Origin of the sequence: Helicobacter cinaedi PAGU611, from assembly GCF_000284635.1 — a bacterium.
Taxonomy (GTDB): domain Bacteria; phylum Campylobacterota; class Campylobacteria; order Campylobacterales; family Helicobacteraceae; genus Helicobacter_C; species Helicobacter_C cinaedi.
The window spans coordinates 138,679-156,952 of record NC_017761.1; the positions used below are offsets into that span (position 1 = coordinate 138,679).

Annotated in this window: 18 protein-coding genes, 1 tRNA gene and 1 rRNA gene; 13 read left to right on the forward strand and 7 right to left on the reverse strand. The window is 39.8% G+C overall.

The window, feature by feature from the left end; translation table 11 throughout:
* Positions 1-57: 57 nt before the first annotated feature.
* The 6 genes from HCN_RS00620 (at position 58) to HCN_RS00645 (ending at position 6,879) form a co-directional block, all read left to right on the forward strand.
* Entirely contained in the window at positions 58-489 is a 432-nt protein-coding gene (locus HCN_RS00620) for a hypothetical protein (RefSeq protein WP_002956196.1), read from the forward strand.
* A 3-nt stretch (positions 490-492) separates the two neighbouring features.
* Positions 493-1,218, forward strand: a complete 726-nt coding sequence (locus tag HCN_RS00625; protein ID WP_014666238.1) for a 16S rRNA (uracil(1498)-N(3))-methyltransferase — start codon at positions 493-495, stop codon at positions 1,216-1,218.
* Between the two features lie 32 nt (positions 1,219-1,250).
* Positions 1,251-2,099 (forward strand): prephenate dehydrogenase, encoded by an 849-nt coding sequence (locus tag HCN_RS00630; RefSeq protein WP_014666239.1) that lies wholly within the window; start codon positions 1,251-1,253, stop codon positions 2,097-2,099.
* A gap of 69 nt (positions 2,100-2,168) precedes the next feature.
* Positions 2,169-4,406, forward strand: a complete 2,238-nt coding sequence (gene bamA / locus HCN_RS00635) for an outer membrane protein assembly factor BamA (protein WP_014666240.1) — start codon at positions 2,169-2,171, stop codon at positions 4,404-4,406.
* A gap of 29 nt (positions 4,407-4,435) precedes the next feature.
* Entirely contained in the window at positions 4,436-5,515 is a 1,080-nt protein-coding gene (locus HCN_RS00640; RefSeq protein ID WP_014666241.1) for a dehypoxanthine futalosine cyclase, read from the forward strand.
* A gap of 131 nt (positions 5,516-5,646) precedes the next feature.
* Complete coding sequence (locus HCN_RS00645) at positions 5,647-6,879, forward strand: M16 family metallopeptidase (RefSeq protein ID WP_014666242.1); 1,233 nt, start codon at positions 5,647-5,649, stop codon at positions 6,877-6,879.
* Positions 6,880-7,103: 224 nt separating this feature from the next.
* On the opposite strand, the gene HCN_RS00650 is transcribed toward HCN_RS00645, so the two are convergent.
* From HCN_RS00650 to HCN_RS00680, 7 genes are all read right to left on the reverse strand, one after another.
* Entirely contained in the window at positions 7,104-8,096 is a 993-nt protein-coding gene (locus HCN_RS00650) for a Gfo/Idh/MocA family protein (RefSeq protein ID WP_014666243.1), read from the reverse strand.
* Between the two features lie 6 nt (positions 8,097-8,102).
* Positions 8,103-8,354 carry an ion transporter gene (locus HCN_RS12315; protein WP_133246282.1) on the reverse strand — a complete coding sequence of 84 codons (252 nt, stop codon included), beginning with the start codon at positions 8,352-8,354 and terminating at the stop codon, positions 8,103-8,105.
* Complete coding sequence (locus tag HCN_RS00660; RefSeq protein WP_002956203.1) at positions 8,318-8,857, reverse strand: ion transporter; 540 nt, start codon at positions 8,855-8,857, stop codon at positions 8,318-8,320. Before HCN_RS00660 ends, HCN_RS12315 begins: the two co-directional genes overlap by 37 nt.
* A 134-nt stretch (positions 8,858-8,991) precedes the next feature.
* Positions 8,992-9,306 (reverse strand): hypothetical protein, encoded by a 315-nt coding sequence (locus tag HCN_RS00665; protein WP_014666245.1) that lies wholly within the window; start codon positions 9,304-9,306, stop codon positions 8,992-8,994.
* A 43-nt stretch (positions 9,307-9,349) separates the two neighbouring features.
* Complete coding sequence (locus HCN_RS00670) at positions 9,350-9,652, reverse strand: TM2 domain-containing protein (protein ID WP_041309473.1); 303 nt, start codon at positions 9,650-9,652, stop codon at positions 9,350-9,352.
* Between the two features lie 38 nt (positions 9,653-9,690).
* A complete protein-coding gene (locus HCN_RS00675) occupies positions 9,691-10,002 on the reverse strand; it encodes a hypothetical protein (RefSeq protein WP_230197865.1) in 312 nt (103 codons plus the stop codon).
* A 656-nt stretch (positions 10,003-10,658) separates the two neighbouring features.
* Complete coding sequence (locus HCN_RS00680) at positions 10,659-11,015, reverse strand: NINE protein (RefSeq protein WP_014666248.1); 357 nt, start codon at positions 11,013-11,015, stop codon at positions 10,659-10,661.
* Between the two features lie 56 nt (positions 11,016-11,071).
* Between HCN_RS00680 and HCN_RS00685 the strand changes: the two genes are divergently transcribed.
* The 7 genes from HCN_RS00685 to HCN_RS00715 all read left to right on the forward strand — a co-directional run bounded on the left by HCN_RS00685 (position 11,072) and on the right by HCN_RS00715 (position 18,134).
* Positions 11,072-11,938: a beta/alpha barrel domain-containing protein gene (locus HCN_RS00685; RefSeq protein WP_231997577.1), complete on the forward strand. Its 867-nt coding sequence runs from the start codon at positions 11,072-11,074 to the stop codon at positions 11,936-11,938.
* A gap of 59 nt (positions 11,939-11,997) precedes the next feature.
* Entirely contained in the window at positions 11,998-12,249 is a 252-nt protein-coding gene (locus HCN_RS00690) for a YfhL family 4Fe-4S dicluster ferredoxin (protein WP_002956210.1), read from the forward strand.
* Complete coding sequence (locus HCN_RS00695; RefSeq protein WP_002956211.1) at positions 12,249-13,721, forward strand: Ppx/GppA phosphatase family protein; 1,473 nt, start codon at positions 12,249-12,251, stop codon at positions 13,719-13,721. The genes HCN_RS00690 and HCN_RS00695 overlap by 1 nt, the downstream gene beginning before the upstream one ends.
* A 1-nt stretch (position 13,722) precedes the next feature.
* Entirely contained in the window at positions 13,723-14,790 is a 1,068-nt protein-coding gene (gene waaC, locus HCN_RS00700) for a lipopolysaccharide heptosyltransferase I (RefSeq protein ID WP_173363056.1), read from the forward strand.
* The gene (locus HCN_RS00705) at positions 14,787-15,701 is read left to right on the forward strand and encodes a lipid A biosynthesis lauroyl acyltransferase (RefSeq protein WP_081495219.1); all 915 of its coding nucleotides are present in this window, start codon (positions 14,787-14,789) and stop codon (positions 15,699-15,701) included. The genes waaC and HCN_RS00705 overlap by 4 nt, the downstream gene beginning before the upstream one ends.
* Before the next feature lie 734 nt (positions 15,702-16,435).
* Positions 16,436-17,934, forward strand: a 16S ribosomal RNA gene (locus HCN_RS00710).
* A gap of 123 nt (positions 17,935-18,057) precedes the next feature.
* Positions 18,058-18,134 (forward strand) — tRNA-Ile (locus tag HCN_RS00715).
* The last annotated feature ends 140 nt before the right edge of the window (positions 18,135-18,274 follow it).

The following is an 18,274-nucleotide window of genomic DNA, read 5'->3' on the forward strand; positions in this document are numbered from 1 at the left end:
ATCCAAGGAATTTAAACAAGTCCAAGACAAACAAGTTTAAAGAATAAAGGAGAGAATATGCAGGAGTTTGATTCTAGCATTTTGCAAGATACCTATATGAGCCTTATGCTCTATCATAAAATATTTGCGGCGTTTTTTGCCCTGCCTTTTGTGTTAAATCTTTTGGTGCTGTTTTTTGGCTCAAAGAATCTTGTGAGAATGAATAAAAAGATTTGGTTTATTGCACCTATTATTTTCTTTTTGCTCTCAGTAAGCGTGTTAAGCGGTATAAATATTTGGGTATTTGGGAGTTTGAGCTTGAGCTTAGAAATTATTGCGATGATAACATTTTGTGTGTTTGTGCTTGTGGGCGAGATTTACCGCATACGGATTTTAAAAGTAGCAAGACGCACAAACTTAGAGGCGATGCAAAGCTATGTGAGATTTGCTAAAATGCTCTATATGCTAGATTTAGCCTTTTTTGCTGTGCTGTTTTATTTTGTGAGCTAGTGTATGCAGTTTTTGTATCAGCCAAATGCTGGGGATTTTCAAGTAGAGATTAGTAATGATGATTTTACCTATCTTATTAAAGCTAGGCGTTTGGGGGTGGATTCTGTTATCAAAATGCGGAATCTCAAAGATAATAGGCTTTATACCTACACTATTGCTGAGATTAAGAAAAAATCCGCCCTGCTCATAAAGAAAAGTGAGCAAGATTCACAACCTAGCTATTCTAGCCCCCTGCATTTGCTGTGGGCGATTATTGACCCAAAGGTGATAGAAAAAACCCTGCCTTTTTTAAACGAGCTTGGAATCCCCCGCATTAGCTTTTTTTATGCGGAGTTTTCACAACGGCAATTTAGCCTTAACTTGCAGAGAATGCAAAAGATTCTTATCTCTTCTTGCCAACAATGTGGTAGGACAGATTTAATGACATTAGAAGTGCTAAAAGACCTTGATTGCGTATGTGAGCGATACGCACCTTTTTATGCTTTTGATTTTGGCGGGGAGGACATAGGGCAACACAATCCTTTTAAGCAAGATTCTAAAGGCTTAGAAAAAGCAAGTGTGCGTGTAATGGTTGGGGCTGAAGGGGGCTTTAGCCAAAGGGAAAGGCAGAGATTTGCAAAAATTATAACTTTAAATGATACACTTATTTTGCGAAGTGAAAGTGCAAGTGTGTTTTTAGCAAGTTTAGCTAGACTTGCCACAACTCACAATGCAAACACAGAATCTTAGGACTAGTTAAAAAGCATAAGAAAGGGTAGGGAATGAAAATAGGCATTATCGGGCTTGGGCTAATGGGCGGCTCTATGGGACTAGCATTAAAAAAAGTAGGGCAGATTCAAAATAAGCATATCACACGCATTATTGGCTATGATAAAAACCCCTTGCATTCGCAACAAGCATTGAATCTTGGGCTTGTTGATGAGTGTGTGGAACTCAAAGAGATTTGGCAATGTGATGTGGTGTTTTTATGTGTGCCGGTTGATGGGATTATTGCCTTAATGGCGGAGCTAAAAGAGAGAGAGCTAAACCCAAAGACTACGCTTATTGATGTAGGTGGAGCAAAGGTAAAGATATTGCAGTCTCTGCCACAATGGCTTAGGATTCACTTTGTGGGCGCACACCCTATGTGTGGAACGGAGTTTTTTGGACCAAAGGCAGCATTTGGCGAGTTGTATGAAAATGCTATTGTGATTTTGACAGATTTAGAGCAAAGTGGGGCGTATCAAGCGGAATTAGCAAAAGATATTTTCATTGCCCTTGGAATGAAGATTCTAAAAATGGATTCAAGATCCCACGATAAGCATATCGCCCTTATCTCGCATATGCCTCATATCATAAGCTATGCTTTGGCAAATGCCACACTCGCACAAGAAAATCCCCAAACCATTCTCGCCCTTGTTGGTGGGGGCTTTCGCTCAATGAGTAGAATCTCTAAAAGCTCTCCATTGATGTGGAAAGATGTCTTTAAGCAAAACAAACATAATGTGCTTGAAGCTATGGCACACTTTCAAGCGGAGTTTGACAAAGCACGAGAGCTGCTAGAAAATGATGATTTTGATGGATTAGAATCTTTTATGGCAAATGCCAATACTTTGCAGAAATTTTTGTGATTTATCGCTCATTGTGGGCTTGTTAGGATTTTTTACTATAATCACGCTTTTATTTAGGAAAAGGAATATATGAAAAAATTTTGGTGTATTATTGCTCTTTTATTATGTAATGTTGCCCTTTCAAAGGAAATTAGTCAAATTAGATATGAGGGCTTAAGCTCAATCTCAAGTGTGCTTGCCGATGAGATTGTAGGCATTAAAGTCAGCGATACTTTGAGTGTGGATAAGGTAGATAAAGCTGTGCGGAATCTCTACGCACAGGGGTATTTTGAAGATATTTATGCGGACTTTGAGCGTGGGGTGCTAAGTTTTTATTTTAAGCAAAAGCCAAAGGTGGCGAGTGTGGAGATTAAAGGCTATGGGAGTGAGCAGGAAAAAGAGACTTTATACTCACAGCTTGGTATCAAAAAGGGCGATAGTTATGATGAGACAAAGCTCAATCGTGCAAAGCTTGTAATAAAAACGATTTTAGAATATCAGGGCTATTATGGCACGGTGGTAGAATCTGAAATAAAAGAAGTAGGTAATGATGGGGCGTATGCGATTACCTTTAATGTCAATCAAGGGGAAAATATCATTATCAAAAACGCCACTTATGATGGGCGAGAGAAGCTCAAAGTCAAAGATTTAGAAGAGCTTAGTGCCAATAGGGCAAGGCAGTTTATGGGCTGGATGTGGGGACGCAATGACGGGAAGCTTAAACTTGCTGATTTAGAATATGATGGTGCTCGGGTACAAGATGCGTATATGCGTAAGGGTTATTTAGATGCGAGTGTGTCTCAAGCCTTTGTAGATGCAAACTTTAGCGATTATAGTGCGAATTTATATTACAAGATAAAAGAAGGGGGGCGGTATAAGGTTTCTGGGATTAAAATCATTCTACACATGCCTGTGATTGAAGAATCCGAGCTAAGAAAAGGGCTTAAGATTAAGAAGGGCGAGTATTTTAATATAGAAGATGTTCGGGCTGATGTAGAGAGTATCCGTCAAAAGATAGCCGATTTGGGCTATGCTTTTGCTCGTGTGAATCCGGATTTAGATAAAGATCAAGATAATGCAGAAGTTAAAGTTGTGTATCTTATACAAGTGGGACAGAAGGTTAAGATTCACGATGTCATTATCTCTGGCAACTCTCGCACCGCAGATAGAATCATACGCCGAGAGTTGCTTTTGGCTCCGGGCGATACCTACAAGCTTACAGATTTGAAAGAATCTGAAAATGCACTCAAAAGGCTTGGGTATTTTGGTAAGGTAAAGATTGAAGAGCGGCGTGTGAGCGAAGATTCTATGGATTTGCTTGTAGATGTGGAGGAAACTCGCACAGGTGAGCTAATGTTTGGTCTAGGCTATGGGAGCTATGACAAGCTTATGGTGAATGCTTCTATTAGAGAGAGAAATCTCTTTGGCACGGGGCAAAGTGGGCAGCTCTATGCGGATTGGAGCTATCGCCGCCAACTTGTGAATCTTACTTTAAGCAATCCGCGTGTGCTAGATTCTAAATATAGTGCATCTTTGAGTGGATTTCACTCGCTGTATTGGAATTGGGATTATAGGGAGCAGACAACTGGAACTTCTATCACAAGTGGGCGATTGCTGACAAATACGCTTCGTGCTTCTTTGGGCTATACGATTTCTACCACACGCGTTTTGGACTTTTATGATTCAAAGCTAGAGGGGCTGTATAAACAATATTTAACAATGGATAATCCGTTAAAGTTAGCCATTAGCCCAAGCTTGTATTTTGACAATACTGATGACTACTATTTCCCTAAAAATGGTGCGATTATCTCAGCCTATGTGGAATATGCCGGACTTGGCGGAGATGAAAAATATACCAAGCTTTATGGAAAAATGGCATTGTATTATCATCTTAAATCACTTTTTGGAGTTGATTTAATCGCACGATATAAAACCCAAGTGGGAGCGATTTTTGAGCAAGGCTATGTGCCGATTACTTCAAAATTCTATATGGGGGGTATTTCGAGCGTGAGAGGGTATCAAATAAGCTCTCTTACCCCGCGAGATCCATCGGGTCAGATTCGTATCGGGGGGAATTATATGATGACGCATTCTGCGGAGCTTAGCTATGGAATTTTGGAAAAAGCACAAATGCGTTTAGCACTTTTTGCGGATTATGGTATGATAGGCGTGAGTAGTTTTAATGAGACAATCCGTGCTTCGTGGGGACTTTCGGTTGAGTGGATAAGCCCTATGGGTCCTATTGTGCTTGTATTCCCACGCCCCATTAATCCACAGCCCGGAGATAGGACTTCAACCTTTGAATTTACGATGGGGACAAGATTCTAAGATTCTAATTTTACAAGAAAGGATAGCAAATGACAGCTCAAGCGGCAAATACACAAAGCACAAATAAACGCGTGAGTAATAGCGAGATTCTAGATCTTATGCGTTATGGGGATTTGCGGGAGCTAGGAGTGATGGCAAGTGCGATTAAGGCTAGGCTTCACCCAAGTAAGACTACAACTTTTGTTGTTGATAGAAATATTAATTACACAAATATTTGCTGGGTGGATTGTAAGTTTTGTGCGTTTAAGCGGCGGCTGGGCGAAGAGGGTGTGTATATTTTGAGTTTTGAAGAGATTGATAAGAAAATTGATGAGCTTTTAGAGATTGGCGGGACGCAGATTCTATTCCAAGGGGGTGTGCATCCTAAGCTTAAGATTGAGTATTATGAAGAGCTTGTGGGGCATATCGCTAAAAAATATCCTATGATTACCATTCACGGATTTTCTGCCATTGAGATAAACTACATTGCTAAAATCTCTAAACTCTCTATCCCCGAAGTGTTAAAAAGGCTACAAAATGCTGGACTTAGCTCTATTCCGGGGGCAGGGGCTGAGATTCTAAGTGATAGAGTGCGAGATATTATCGCACCAAAAAAGCTTGATACAAAAGAATGGCTTGAAGTGCATAGAGAAGCACATAAAATCGGTATGAAAAGCACAGCTACGATGATGTTTGGCAGTGTGGAAGATGATGAAGATATTGTGGCACATTGGGATTGTATCCGCTCTTTACAAGATGAGTTTCAAGGCTTTAGGGCATTTATTATGTGGAGCTTTCAGCCTAATAATACGCCTTTGCAAAAGGAGTTTCCAAACCTGCAAAAAGCTTCATCAAACCGCTATTTGCGACTTTTAGCGTGTAGCAGAATCTACCTTGATAATTTTATGAATATCCAAAGTAGCTGGGTTACGCAAGGCTCACATATCGGGCAGTTAGCTTTGCTCTTTGGGGCAAATGATTTGGGTAGCACAATGATGGAAGAAAATGTCGTATCTTCCGCTGGTGTGTGTAACTCTATGAATGCACAAGAGATGATAGCTTTGATTAAAGATATAGGCGAAAATCCTGCTAAACGCAACACGGCTTATGAGATTTTGGAGCGGTATTGATGCTTAGGGCAATGCAAATGCTAAAGCGGATATTAGAATCAAAGTTAGAAACAACGCTAAGATTTAAGGCTCGTGGGCTACGCTCAGGGCTTTTTTGTATATTATTTTTTATGGCTTTAGTAGGAGGCAGTATGAATGCGGAGACAAAAATACAGAGTGTAGAGATAAATGGCGTGGCAGTGCCATTGCTTTTTGAGCAAAGTAAGAATCTGCCTGTGGGGAGTGTGCAGCTTGTGTTTATCGGTGGCAGTGCCGATGGGGCTAAGGCTGGGCTAGGGAATTTAAGTGCTAAGATTCTAAATGAAGGCACAAAAGATTTAGGCAGTGTGGAGTTTGCTAAAAGGCTAGAGAGCAAAGCTATTAGCTTATATGCGAGTGTGGGATTGCAGACTTTGAATCTTGAGCTTTCTTATTTGAAAGAGTTTCAAAATGAGAGTTTTACGCTACTTAATGAGCTTTTAAAACAGCCAAATCTTACACAAGAAGCTCTATCTAAAGTTAAAACGCTAACCCTTAATAAACTCGCCCAACAAGAAGATGATTTTGATAGCATTGCTGAAAAGAATCTCTATAAGATTCTATTCGAAGGCACAGCTATGGCAACCCCACTGCTTGGGGATAAGCAGAGTGTAGAATCTGTAAGTTTGCAAGATGTGGAGCAGTTTTTACAATGCAATCTCGTGCTAAAAAGGCTTATCATCGTGGCTGGTGGGGATTTACAAGAGAATGAGTTTAAGACTACTTTGATAAAAGCCATAAGCACTCTGCCTGTGGGAGAATCTAAAGAGAAGCTTTCATTTGAAGCTATTCAAACGCCTAAAAATATAAGCTCTAAAAAGCCAACGCAACAAGCATTTGTATATTTTGGCTCACGCTTTGATAATGCGGACAAAACTAAAAATTATATGGCAAGGGTTATGAGCTTTATCCTAGGCGGTAGTGGCTTTGGCTCGCGTATGATGGAGGAAGTGCGTGTGAAGCGGGGCTTAGCCTACTCGGCGTATATGCGTGTAAATGTCGGCGGTGCAGCGGAATATACAAGTGGCTATTTGCAAACAAAGCTTGAGAATAAAGATGAGGCGATAAGGGTTGTCAAAGAAGTGATAGAAGAGTTTGTAAATAATGGCGTGAGTGAAGAGGAGCTAAATGCGGCTAAGGCGTTTCTGCTAGGGAGTGAGCCATTGCGTGAAGAGAGCTTATCTCAACGCTTAAATGCGAAGTTTTTAAACTACTTTAGGGATTTGCCTTTGGATTATCACAAGCGGGAGCTGGATCAGATTAAGGACTTAAAGCTAGATGAGCTAAATGCTTACATTAAATCGCATAAAGAGATTTTAGAGCTTAGCTTTAGCGTGGTGGAGTAGAATCCGCCTTTGTCTATTTTGTTACTCCAAGATTTCATATCAGCGTAGTTGTGGCAAACTATAAGAAAAGTGGCGGTAGCTTTACGCTTAAGGCACACCCTTAAGCTGACTAAAATAAAATCGCGTGAAATGCAAACCTATAAAAGCGTTATCGGGTGGAAAAAATCTGTTTTTGCCTTATTAGCAAAATAAGTTTGTGAATGACACAATAGAGTGTGTAAGGACTATGATTGTGTATGTGAATCTTGGATTATCTCAATAGCTTTGATCACGCGTAAAATATGCCCCTCATCGCATTGAGATTGTCTAAGATTATCGCCAAGAATAAGTGAAGCAAAGTAGGCAATGGAATTATCAAGTGCCATTGTGTTTGGCAGAGTGGGCGTTAGCTGTTCGCCTAGCTTATATTCCACCATTTTTTGATAAAGGCTATTTGTATCAAAAGTATCTTTAATCACAACGCCTGTGTCAAAAAGGGCGATTTTATCTTTCTTTGTCTCATCATAGATGGCAGTCTTTTTACTCCCACCGATAATCATCTCACGCACCTTAATGGGACTTAGCCACGATACACTAAGGGTTATGATAATGCCAGATTCTAATCGTAGATTGATATTAGCCAAAGCGTCATTAGGATAGTCTAAATAGCGTGTCTTAAAGGTAGAAACCTCCTTGATATGCAGCCCCACAAGGTAATCAATAATGCTTAAATCGTGGATAGCTAAATCCCAAATCACATCTACATTACTTTGAAATAGCCCTAGATTTATCCGCCTTGCGTTGATATAGACAATCTCACCAAAGCTTTTTATTTGCTCTTTGAGATACTGCACCGCCGGAGAATGCAGGAAAATATGATCGCAATAAAGAATCTTATCTTGCTTTTTAGCTAGAGCGTAGAGAGTTTGAGCTTGTGTGTATTGCGTAGTTAGGGGCTTTTCTACAAAGGTGTGTTTGTGATGTTTTAACGCAGATTCTGCTAGGGCAAAGTGCGTTTGCGGCGGAGTGATGATAAAGATGGCTTGAATCTTAGAATCTGCTAAAATCGCCTCATAGCTGACATAGGGCGTAATGTTATAATCTTCTTGTGCTTTTGTCTGTGCGGCTTTATCTTCATCATAAATGGTATGCAGGGCAAACTCTGTGCTATTATGCAAAGCCCTAGCGACATTCCGCCCCCAATACCCATAGCCAATAATCGCAGATTGTATTGACATTGTGAGCTAACCCTTGCTTGTAGATTCTGCGTTGGATTTAGAATCTTTAGTGTTTTCTTCACGCATTTGCTTCATCTCGGCTATGCTTTCTACCACAACACCTACAATGAGATTGAGCACGATAAAGCTTGCAATGCAAATAAAGCTCACAAACACCGCCCACGCCCAAGGATACACTTCCATAATAGGACGCACAATCCCCATAGACCAAGATTCTAAAGTCATAATTTGAAAGAGCGTATAAAAGCTATCGCCCAAATCTCCAAACCACTGCGGGAACGCCTCTCCAAAGAGATTGACACACAGCACCCATAGATGCAGTAAAAGATGATTAAAAGCACCATTATGCTTATCATTGAGGGGATTGTGTGAAGCATTGCCGCAGAAACTAAACGCATAGTGGGAATGACAGAAAGTAGGCGGAAGATTCTAATCACCCTAAATGCCCTAAGCACCGCTAGTCCACCCACGGCAAAGAGACTTACTGCTATGATGATAAAATCAAACCAATTCCAACCCCAATCCTTGCCGATAAAAAACTTTAGCCTAAAAGCTAAAATCCGCAATCCCAACTCCATAACAAAAATCCCAAGACATATATAATCAATAATGCTAAGAATCTCTCCAAAATGTTTATGGATAAACTTAATCGTCTCTAGTCCCAAACACGCGGAGTTAATGAGAATCACACTTGTGATAAAAACACTCCAAGAAGTAGATTCTAAAAAGCCTTGAAGTTTGCGTATAAAAGCGGAGAACATTTTTGTCCTTTTGAGGTGAAATAGAGCTTTTAATAGATTTGAAAGTTGAATCCTACAAAAACTGCAATTATAAGAAAAGTTATTAAATATGCTGAGTGGATAAGATTGCATAATTGCAATCTTATTGTGGAACATTAGTTATCTAGTATTTCTACTTCAATGTCTTTACCTGTGTTTTGAGCTGTATATCTTAAAATATCAGTATTAGTTTGCCCAAAGGCGGTTATGCTGATTTTTGCCTGACAAGTTACCTTTTTTGCATTATCATCTACACGCTCTGTTTTGTATTCTGAAAGACTGAATGTAGCAATATTCTTATACAATTCTGTCAATACATCATTAAGATGCTGTGTTATAACCTTATCATCACACGATGGGGTAGAGTCAAAACAACCATTTAGCATTCCTGCAACCACAACACTCATTACAAATGCACCTAACTTTTTCATTTTTTCTCCTTTGTTATTTTGATATTTCAAGCACTCTGTGCCACTATACGCCAAGCATCATTAATTGCTGTGAGATTTTGTTAAGATTATCTTGCTTTATGCCTTTCCACACCATAAACCAATCAATAATCGCCCAAATCCCCAAGCCACCAAAAGTAATAAGCTTGAGTATGCCTAAACCAATATCGCCTTTGTAGAATCTATCCGCTCCAAATCCACCTAAACATAGCCCCAAAGTAAGCCCAATAATAGGACTTTTAAGACTAACCATCGCAAGTGAAGAAACTTTACTTTCATCAAGTTTTTCAAGGCGAGATTGAAGCGTTAATCCACTGCCTTCAGGGATAGAAACATCGCTGTTTGATTATTCATACAAGATTCCTTTTATATCAAAGATTGCATTATTTTTTGGTAGTTAAATTCGCGTGCTCTCTTGCCAACGATAAATAAATCTACCACAAACCACACATATACAATAATCTGTGGCACAAGTGAAAAACCAGCCACCACAGCAGAATCTGTTGCCGCAGCTATAATCCATAAAAGTATCCATAAAGCCCATACGCTAAGTTTTGCGATAAATAGTGGCATATTTTTCAGCATAAGCCACGCTATACCAAAGAAACCCAGCAAAAAAGCTCCCACCCAAAATACCATTTTAGGATTACAAAGTCCAAGCGTATTTGTTTTAAGCAAAAAGTCTTATCGTCCTTGCTCGTCCATTTTGTCCAATCTCTCTTTGAGTGCGTGAAGCTTCATTTGGTCGTTTGGAAGCTTGTCTTGCAAACTCATAAGCAACATATTTGAATCCATTAGAACCCCTCATTTACCATTTACAAAATTTCAAGGAAATTATCGCAACTTCCCACCGCCACTTTAGATTCTTACTCCAAACAATAAAGCTTAAGAATCCACCACTTTTTATACCCACGCTCAAGCAAACTTAATTTACACTTAAGAATGCAGGTTTAGGCACAAAAATTTGCATTATGCCCCCCCCCCAGCTTAATGTCTGCTTCCCCCCCCCCCCGGATTCACAATGATCAAAAAAAGCAAAAAATACTTGAAATAAAAATCCGCAAGTAACAATGCGGAAAAAAGGAGAAATGGGAAAATTGAGAATCTAGATTCTCCAAATTGTCATACTGAGCCTTTGAGAGCGAAGTATCTACAACTTTATTTTCATTTGCTAGTTTTTTGCTTACCGCGTTTATCCGCACACCTTAGAATCTAAAAAAGATTTTTCGCCTTCTTCGTAATGCTCAAAATGACAATGTTGTGATGTAAAAGCGTGGGATTCTAGAATCTAAATAAAGCAAAGGTTTAAAGACATTGAGTCTAAAGATTCTAAGCTACACGCCTAGAATCATAAGCTGTTGGTTGATTTTATTGAGATTATCTTCTTTAATCCCTTGCCATACAAAATATAAATCTGCCAATGCCCAAAAAAAGCCGATAAAAATAAAAATGGATAGGAACTTTAAGATACCAAGTCCAATATCGCCTTTGTAGAATCTATCTACACCAAGAGCACCAAAGAAAAGCCCCAAAATAAGCCCGATTATAGGGTCTTTTAACGGGATAAAGCTAAGAGCTTGAATTTTATCTTCAGGGATTTTTTCTAATCTCCCTTGAAGCATAAAGGCTGCCTCACTTGGAATCTTATTGCTCCACGCACTTGTAAGCATAATTAAAGCGGAATCATTCATCGTGTAATGTCCTTTGTGTGATGTGTTTAAGAAAATGAAAGTTGGGATTGTAGCAAGTGTTTTTAAATGTGGAATATGCTAAAATCGGCATTTTTCATAGGCTTATCTTTAAGATGTGGGGAGCAAAAGTGAAGAGCATAGAATCTAATTTTTTACAATCAAGCGTTATTTTTACAGAAAAATGCAAACGCAATCTTCAAGCACATTTAGCTAAACGCAAGAGCGTGATTGACTTTGAGACTTTGGGCAGGACATTAGCATACAGCCCTTTTCTGCCAAGATTTGAGCGGGAATTTTTCGCTCGTGCAAGGGCAAATCCACCTAAAAATGCTATAAGATTTGAGATTCAGGGTGATTTTGATGAGGTTGGGTTTTTGGAAATGGCAAGTGGAGCGGAGCAAAATGGCGTTAGAAATGGCAAACATAAGAGTGGTGGAGATATGTTTTTGCTTGATTTAAGAATGCAATATATGCCTTGTGTGAGTGGGGATTGTGTAGATTCTAAAGTGGATTCTAGCACTTTGGGTATGGTATTAGAATCTATCTCTTTGCTCCGCCGTCATAGCACTCTGCCTATTATCCACGCGGATTTGTTTGTAGATTCGTATCAGATTCTAGAATCGGCGTTGTTTGGGGCGGATAGTCTGCTTATCCCTTGTGGGTTGCATTCGGCTAAGACTTTAAGTGAGTTGCTACAATTTGCTAGGCGGTTAAATTTAGAGCCTTTTGTTGAAGTGTGTGATAAAGATGAGCTAAAAAGGGCGATTTTTAGTGGGGCAAGTATGTTATTTATACATAAAGATTCTTTTGAGGCACTTTTATCACTTGTGCCAAATTCCCAAATCATTGCTACAAATCACCACAATGATTACGGCGTAGATGTGCAGATTCTAGATAGTGGGGCGGATTTTAGCTCTTTTTAAAGAAGATTCAGCTAAAAGGCTAAGTTTTTTATTTGTAAAAATAGTTTGGGAGCGGTAAGATGGCTTTAATGATAAACAATGAATGTATTGCTTGTGATGCGTGTGCTGAAGAATGTCCAAATGGAGCGATTGAAGAGGGCGATCCCATTTATAGTATAGACCCTGATGTATGCACAGAATGCGTGGGAAGCTATGATGAGCCAAGTTGCTTGTCTGTTTGTCCCGTTGATGCGATTGTGCCAGATCCTGATAATATGGAGACGATGGAGGAGCTACGATATAAGTTTGAAACCCTACAAAAAGGGGAATAATGGCAAAAATTACCTCCGTTATAGATATTGGCTCAAACTCTGTGCGTATGGCGATTTTTCGTAAGACTTCTCGCTTTGCTTTTCATCTTATTTATGAGATTAAGTCTAAGGTGAGAATTTCAGAGGGCTGCTATGAATCTAGAGGTGTTTTAGGCGAAGTGCCGATGAATAGGGCGGTGTTAGCACTGAAGGAGTTTGCTCAAATTTCAAAAGCACACAAGGCAAGGAAAGTGTTTTGTGTGGCGACTTCTGCCTTGCGTGATGCACCTAATTCAAAGATATTTGTAGATAGGGTAAAAAAAGAATGTGGCTTGTCTGTAAAAGTCATTGATGGCAAGAAAGAAGCCCTGTATGGTGGTATAGCCTGTGCTAATCTTTTGCATTATAAAGATGGTATAACAATGGATATAGGCGGTGGAAGCACGGAGTGTGCGTTTATTAGAAATGGTAAAATTATAGATTTAATCTCACTTGATATTGGCACGATTCGACTAAAAGAGCTGTTTTTTGATAAGAAAAATAATATTGAAGGGGCAAGGAGATTTATCCAAGAGCAGTTAAAAAGTGTGCCATCACATTTTAAGCATAATCGCATTTTTGGCGTTGGTGGGACGATACGCGCTTTGTCAAAGATGATTATGAAATATAAGAAATATCCTATTGCCGAGCTTCACGGCTATGAAGTAGATGTCGCACAGAATCTTAAGTTTTTTGAAAAGATTTCTCAAGCAAGTGAGGACAAACTAGAATCTATGGGAGTACCACAAGATAGGATTGATAATATCCGCAGTGGTTGCCTTATTTTGCAAATGTTTTTGGCTCACTTTGGGGCAAAGCAGATTGTTACAAGCGGTGTTGGGGTGCGTGAGGGCGTGTATTTGAGCGATTTATTACGCGGACATAAAAATACTTTCCCAAAAGCTTTTAATCCCTCCATTAGTGCGATTGAAGATAGGTTTATGCTGGATAAGACTTATGCGGAGATGACAAGAAGAGAATCTTTAAAAATTTTTGATGCCCTATTTCCCCTGCATAAGCTTGATGAGCAATGTAAGAAGCTTTTAAATATTGCGTCATACTTATCAAGTGTTGGGCGGATTTTAAATTTTTATAATGCTGAACTGCACGGCTCATATATGTTGCTTAATGCCTTGGAGTATGGGTTTTCACATACAGAGCGTTTAAGTATCTGTTTGCTTGTAGAATATAGTGGTAAGAAAATTCCACAAGATGGGAGTATAGAACATATCAGCGATTTTATGCCTAAGCTTTTAAGTTTGCAATGGCTAAGCTTTATGTTAGCCTTAGCAGAAACGCTTTGCAGGAGTGAAGGGAATTTGCAGATACGCTATGAGTATGTGAAGTCTAAGATTCTAAGAATCTATACAAGTGCGGATTTGTATTTGGCTAGAGAGAATATAGCTAAGCTTCATAAGCCTGAACCTTTGCAGATTGAGTTTATCAAGGTGTGATGTGGGGCTTAGGGTAGCAATCATTCGGTTAAGTTCGTTAGGAGATGTGATTGTGGGGGCTTGTGTGTTGCCCTTTGTGCGAGAGAAACTCCAAGAGAAGTTGGGGCAGGAAGTAGAGATTACTTGGATTGTGGATAATGTCTTTGCGGAAGTGTTGCAGGATAGCCCTTGTGTGGATAGGCTTGTTAGGATAGATTTAAAAAAAGGTGGAATAGGAGCGATTCCTAAGATTATTAATCGGCTAAAAGCTCTGCCTTATTATGATAAGGTTGTAGATATGCAGGGGCTTATTAAATCAGCTGTATGTGGGAGATTCCTTAAATATGACGAGTTTTGGGGATTTGATAAGGATTCTATCAAAGAGAGGGCGGCAAGTTTGTTTTATAAGAAAAAAGTAAGGATTCCGTATGAAAATCATATTTTAGAGCGGAATTTTGTGCTTGTCCGTGAGGCTTTGGGGCTTGATGATGTGAATCTAGAGCGTGTATATACAAGGAGAAAAGAGGCATTTAGTCTAAATAATAAGGCAAAAGAGCAAGTGGCTACAATAATGCAAGAATGCGGGATTGATAGCAAAAAGCATTTGGTGCTACTTGTGCTTGAATCATCTTTAGAATCTAAAAGCTATCCGGTGGATTTATTTATTGAAATGACCGCAATACTTTTATCTCAATCGCAGATTCAGGTGCTTTTGTTGTGGTATAGCACGGATAAGGCACGAGAGATTAAAGCTTGTTTTGAAAGTAAAGATGTTGTGCCTTTACCGCGTTTAAGTATGAGCGAGATAAAGGCATTAATACAAAAAGTGAGTGTTGTGGTGGGTGGAGATACTGGCATTACGCATTTGGCGTGGGCTATGCAAAAACCATCAGTAACACTTTATGGCAATACTCCTGCTTCGCGTTTTGCTCTTGTGGGGGAGCAAAATGTCTTTTTAAGTGGGAGTGAGAATCCACGCTATCAAAAGAATGATTTTTCTATTGCAAAGATTGCTCCTCGTGCGATTGTGGGAGAGATTGATACGATTTTACAAAGACAGCATAGTGTGGCTTGTGAGAGAGATATATGAAGTTTTTTACAAAAATATTAAAAGCTATTGTGAGTTGCTTGGGCTTTTATCTTAGCAAGATTCCACATTGGTTTTTTGTATGGCATATTGTGGCGTTGGCGTTTATAATGAGAGCTGTGGATAGACGCAGGTATAAGGACGCAAGGGCGAATTTGGATTTTGTGTATGGGGAGCAGATGAGTGAAGTGGATAAAAAAGCTTTGATTCAAACTTGCTATAAAAACTTTGCTTTCGTGCTGCTTGAAACGATACGAGTGCCTTTTATCCCGTTAGACAAGCATACAAAGCGATTTAGATTCGTTGATGAAGAGTATATTTTACAGACTTTGGAAAAAGATAAGGGGGCGGTGCTGATTTCTGCACATTATGGGTATTGGGAGGCTATGGCAAGTGTATTGCCGCCGCGTTATCATTGGTGTAATATGGCGTCTTTGGGGCGTTTAACGCAGTTTAGTGCGATTAATGAGCTTATTATTCAGCGGCGTGAAATGCAAAATGTCAAGTTTATTAATAAAAAAGGTGCGTTTAAACATTTGCTAAAGCTTTATGGGGCAGAAAATGCCTTGGCTGGAATCTTGGTGGATCAAAATATATCCGCGAGTGAGGGTGTGTGGGTTGAGTTTTTTGGCAAAAAGGCAACGCATACGACCATTGCTTCGGTGCTCTCAAGGCGTTTTAATGTAGGGATAGTGCCGGTGATGATAGAGATTAAAGAAAACTACAAATCTTTTGAGGCGAGATTCTATCCGCCTATTTATTGTAAAAAAAGTGAGGATAGCACACAGAATATTTTGGAAGCGACACAGGCACAGGCTGACGCGATTGAAAAGGCGATAAGGGCTAAACCGCAGGATTGGTTTTGGTTTCATAAGCGTTTTAAATCAGCATATCAGGAGATTTATACGCATTAGATTCTATTTTTTGCCGTGCTTCATAGAATCTTTACTCATTTAAGCCCCCCTTAAGCTTTAAGTATGTATTATTTCACTCCCATTTGATTGAGCTTCTAGTCTCTTCTCTTAGGTTTTTATTTCTATATGATGTTTTTAGCTTTTCTCTCTAGTGAATCTAAAAACCATAAAGTAATGTCTAAAACTTTAAAAGTGAAGTTATGGGAGTATTGAGATTACTTTATAAAGTGATTTAAAGTAGTAAGATACTTTTTAGTTTGCTTTTTCTATGGTTGTTCTTTATCAATATAATCGTTGTTCATAGCTTTTAAGATATAAGCTTAAAGTTATTATAGTGGATTATATTTGGTATGATCTTTGACATCTAAGCAAGAAAGTTAAGTTACTTTATTACTTATTTATAAGCAATAAAACAGACTTAAGTTTCTTAGTTCATTATACATAACTCATTTATGACTTTGAGAAAGATTCTATGCAGTCTAAAGGCTTTTTAGAATCTACACTCTAGTCTTTGTGATTTTTAAACTAAGAGACAAGGACAAACTTTAATTTCAAGTAGTTGATTTGCTAAATTACTTGTTCTATGGAATGACAATATTGTTTTACTTTAGATTTATTACCATAGATTCTTATGGAGAGTTTAGCCATTGATTGATTCTTTGGCTCAAATTCCCCATTCTTATGGAGAGTTTGCTACTATTAATTATTTTTGATAGATACAAACTCCCATAATTCTTATGGAGAGTTTGATCCTGGCTCAGAGTGAACGCTGGCGGTGTGCCTAATACATGCAAGTCGAACGATGAAGCTTTTAGCTTGCTAGAAGTGGATTAGTGGCGCACGGGTGAGTAATGCATAGGTTATGTGCCCTTTAGTCTGGGATAGCCACTGGAAACGGTGATTAATACTGGATACTCCCTACGGGGGAAAGGTTTTTCGCTAAAGGATCAGCCTATGTCCTATCAGCTTGTTGGTGAGGTAATGGCTCACCAAGGCTATGACGGGTATCCGGCCTGAGAGGGTGATCGGACACACTGGAACTGAGACACGGTCCAGACTCCTACGGGAGGCAGCAGTAGGGAATATTGCTCAATGGGGGAAACCCTGAAGCAGCAACGCCGCGTGGAGGATGAAGGTTTTAGGATTGTAAACTCCTTTTGTAAGAGAAGATTATGACGGTATCTTACGAATAAGCACCGGCTAACTCCGTGCCAGCAGCCGCGGTAATACGGAGGGTGCAAGCGTTACTCGGAATCACTGGGCGTAAAGAGCGCGTAGGCGGGTAGTCAAGTCAGATGTGAAATCCTGTAGCTTAACTACAGAACTGCATTTGAAACTGACTATCTAGAGTATGGGAGAGGTAGGTGGAATTCTTGGTGTAGGGGTAAAATCCGTAGAGATCAAGAGGAATACTCATTGCGAAGGCGACCTACTGGAACATTACTGACGCTGATGCGCGAAAGCGTGGGGAGCAAACAGGATTAGATACCCTGGTAGTCCACGCCCTAAACGATGAATGCTAGTTGTTGCCCTGCTTGTCAGGGCAGTAATGCAGCTAACGCATTAAGCATTCCGCCTGGGGAGTACGGTCGCAAGATTAAAACTCAAAGGAATAGACGGGGACCCGCACAAGCGGTGGAGCATGTGGTTTAATTCGAGGATACGCGAAGAACCTTACCTAGGCTTGACATTGATAGAATCCGCTAGAGATAGTGGAGTGCTGGCTTGCCAGAGCTTGAAAACAGGTGCTGCACGGCTGTCGTCAGCTCGTGTCGTGAGATGTTGGGTTAAGTCCCGCAACGAGCGCAACCCTCGTCCTTAGTTGCTAGCAGCTCGGCTGAGCACTCTAAGGAGACTGCCTTCGTAAGGAGGAGGAAGGTGAGGACGACGTCAAGTCATCATGGCCCTTACGCCTAGGGCTACACACGTGCTACAATGGGACATACAAAAAGATGCAATATCGCGAGATGGAGCAAATCTCTAAAATGTCTCTCAGTTCGGATTGTAGTCTGCAACTCGACTACATAAAGCTGGAATCGCTAGTAATCGCAAATCAGCAATGTTGCGGTGAATACGTTCCCGGGTCTTGTACTCACCGCCCGTCACACCATGGGAGTTGTATTCGCCTTAAGTCGGGATACTAAATTGGTTACCGCCCACGGCGGATGCAGCGACTGGGGTGAAGTCGTAACAAGGTAACCGTAGGTGAACCTGCGGTTGGATCACCTCCTTTCTAGAGATATGTTAAGATATTTGTTTATCTTAACCAAAGCTATAAAGAGTATAAAAAACTTAACAGACTTGCTTAGTTTTCAGGGATCTCCAAATACGAGACATTATATATAGCAAGCTTAGTGGGCTTATAGCTCAGGTGGTTAGAGCGCACCCCTGATAAGGGTGAGGTCAGAGGTTCAAGTCCTCTTAAGCCCACCAAATGAAATTCTTTTTTACGCTTTTGAAAGAGTTTTCAAAGTTTTTTCGGTCATTACCTTAAGGTAAATCCCTTCAAAAACTTTTCAACAACTTTCAAAATCATTAAAAAATAATTCCATTTAAATTATCAAAGCTAAAGG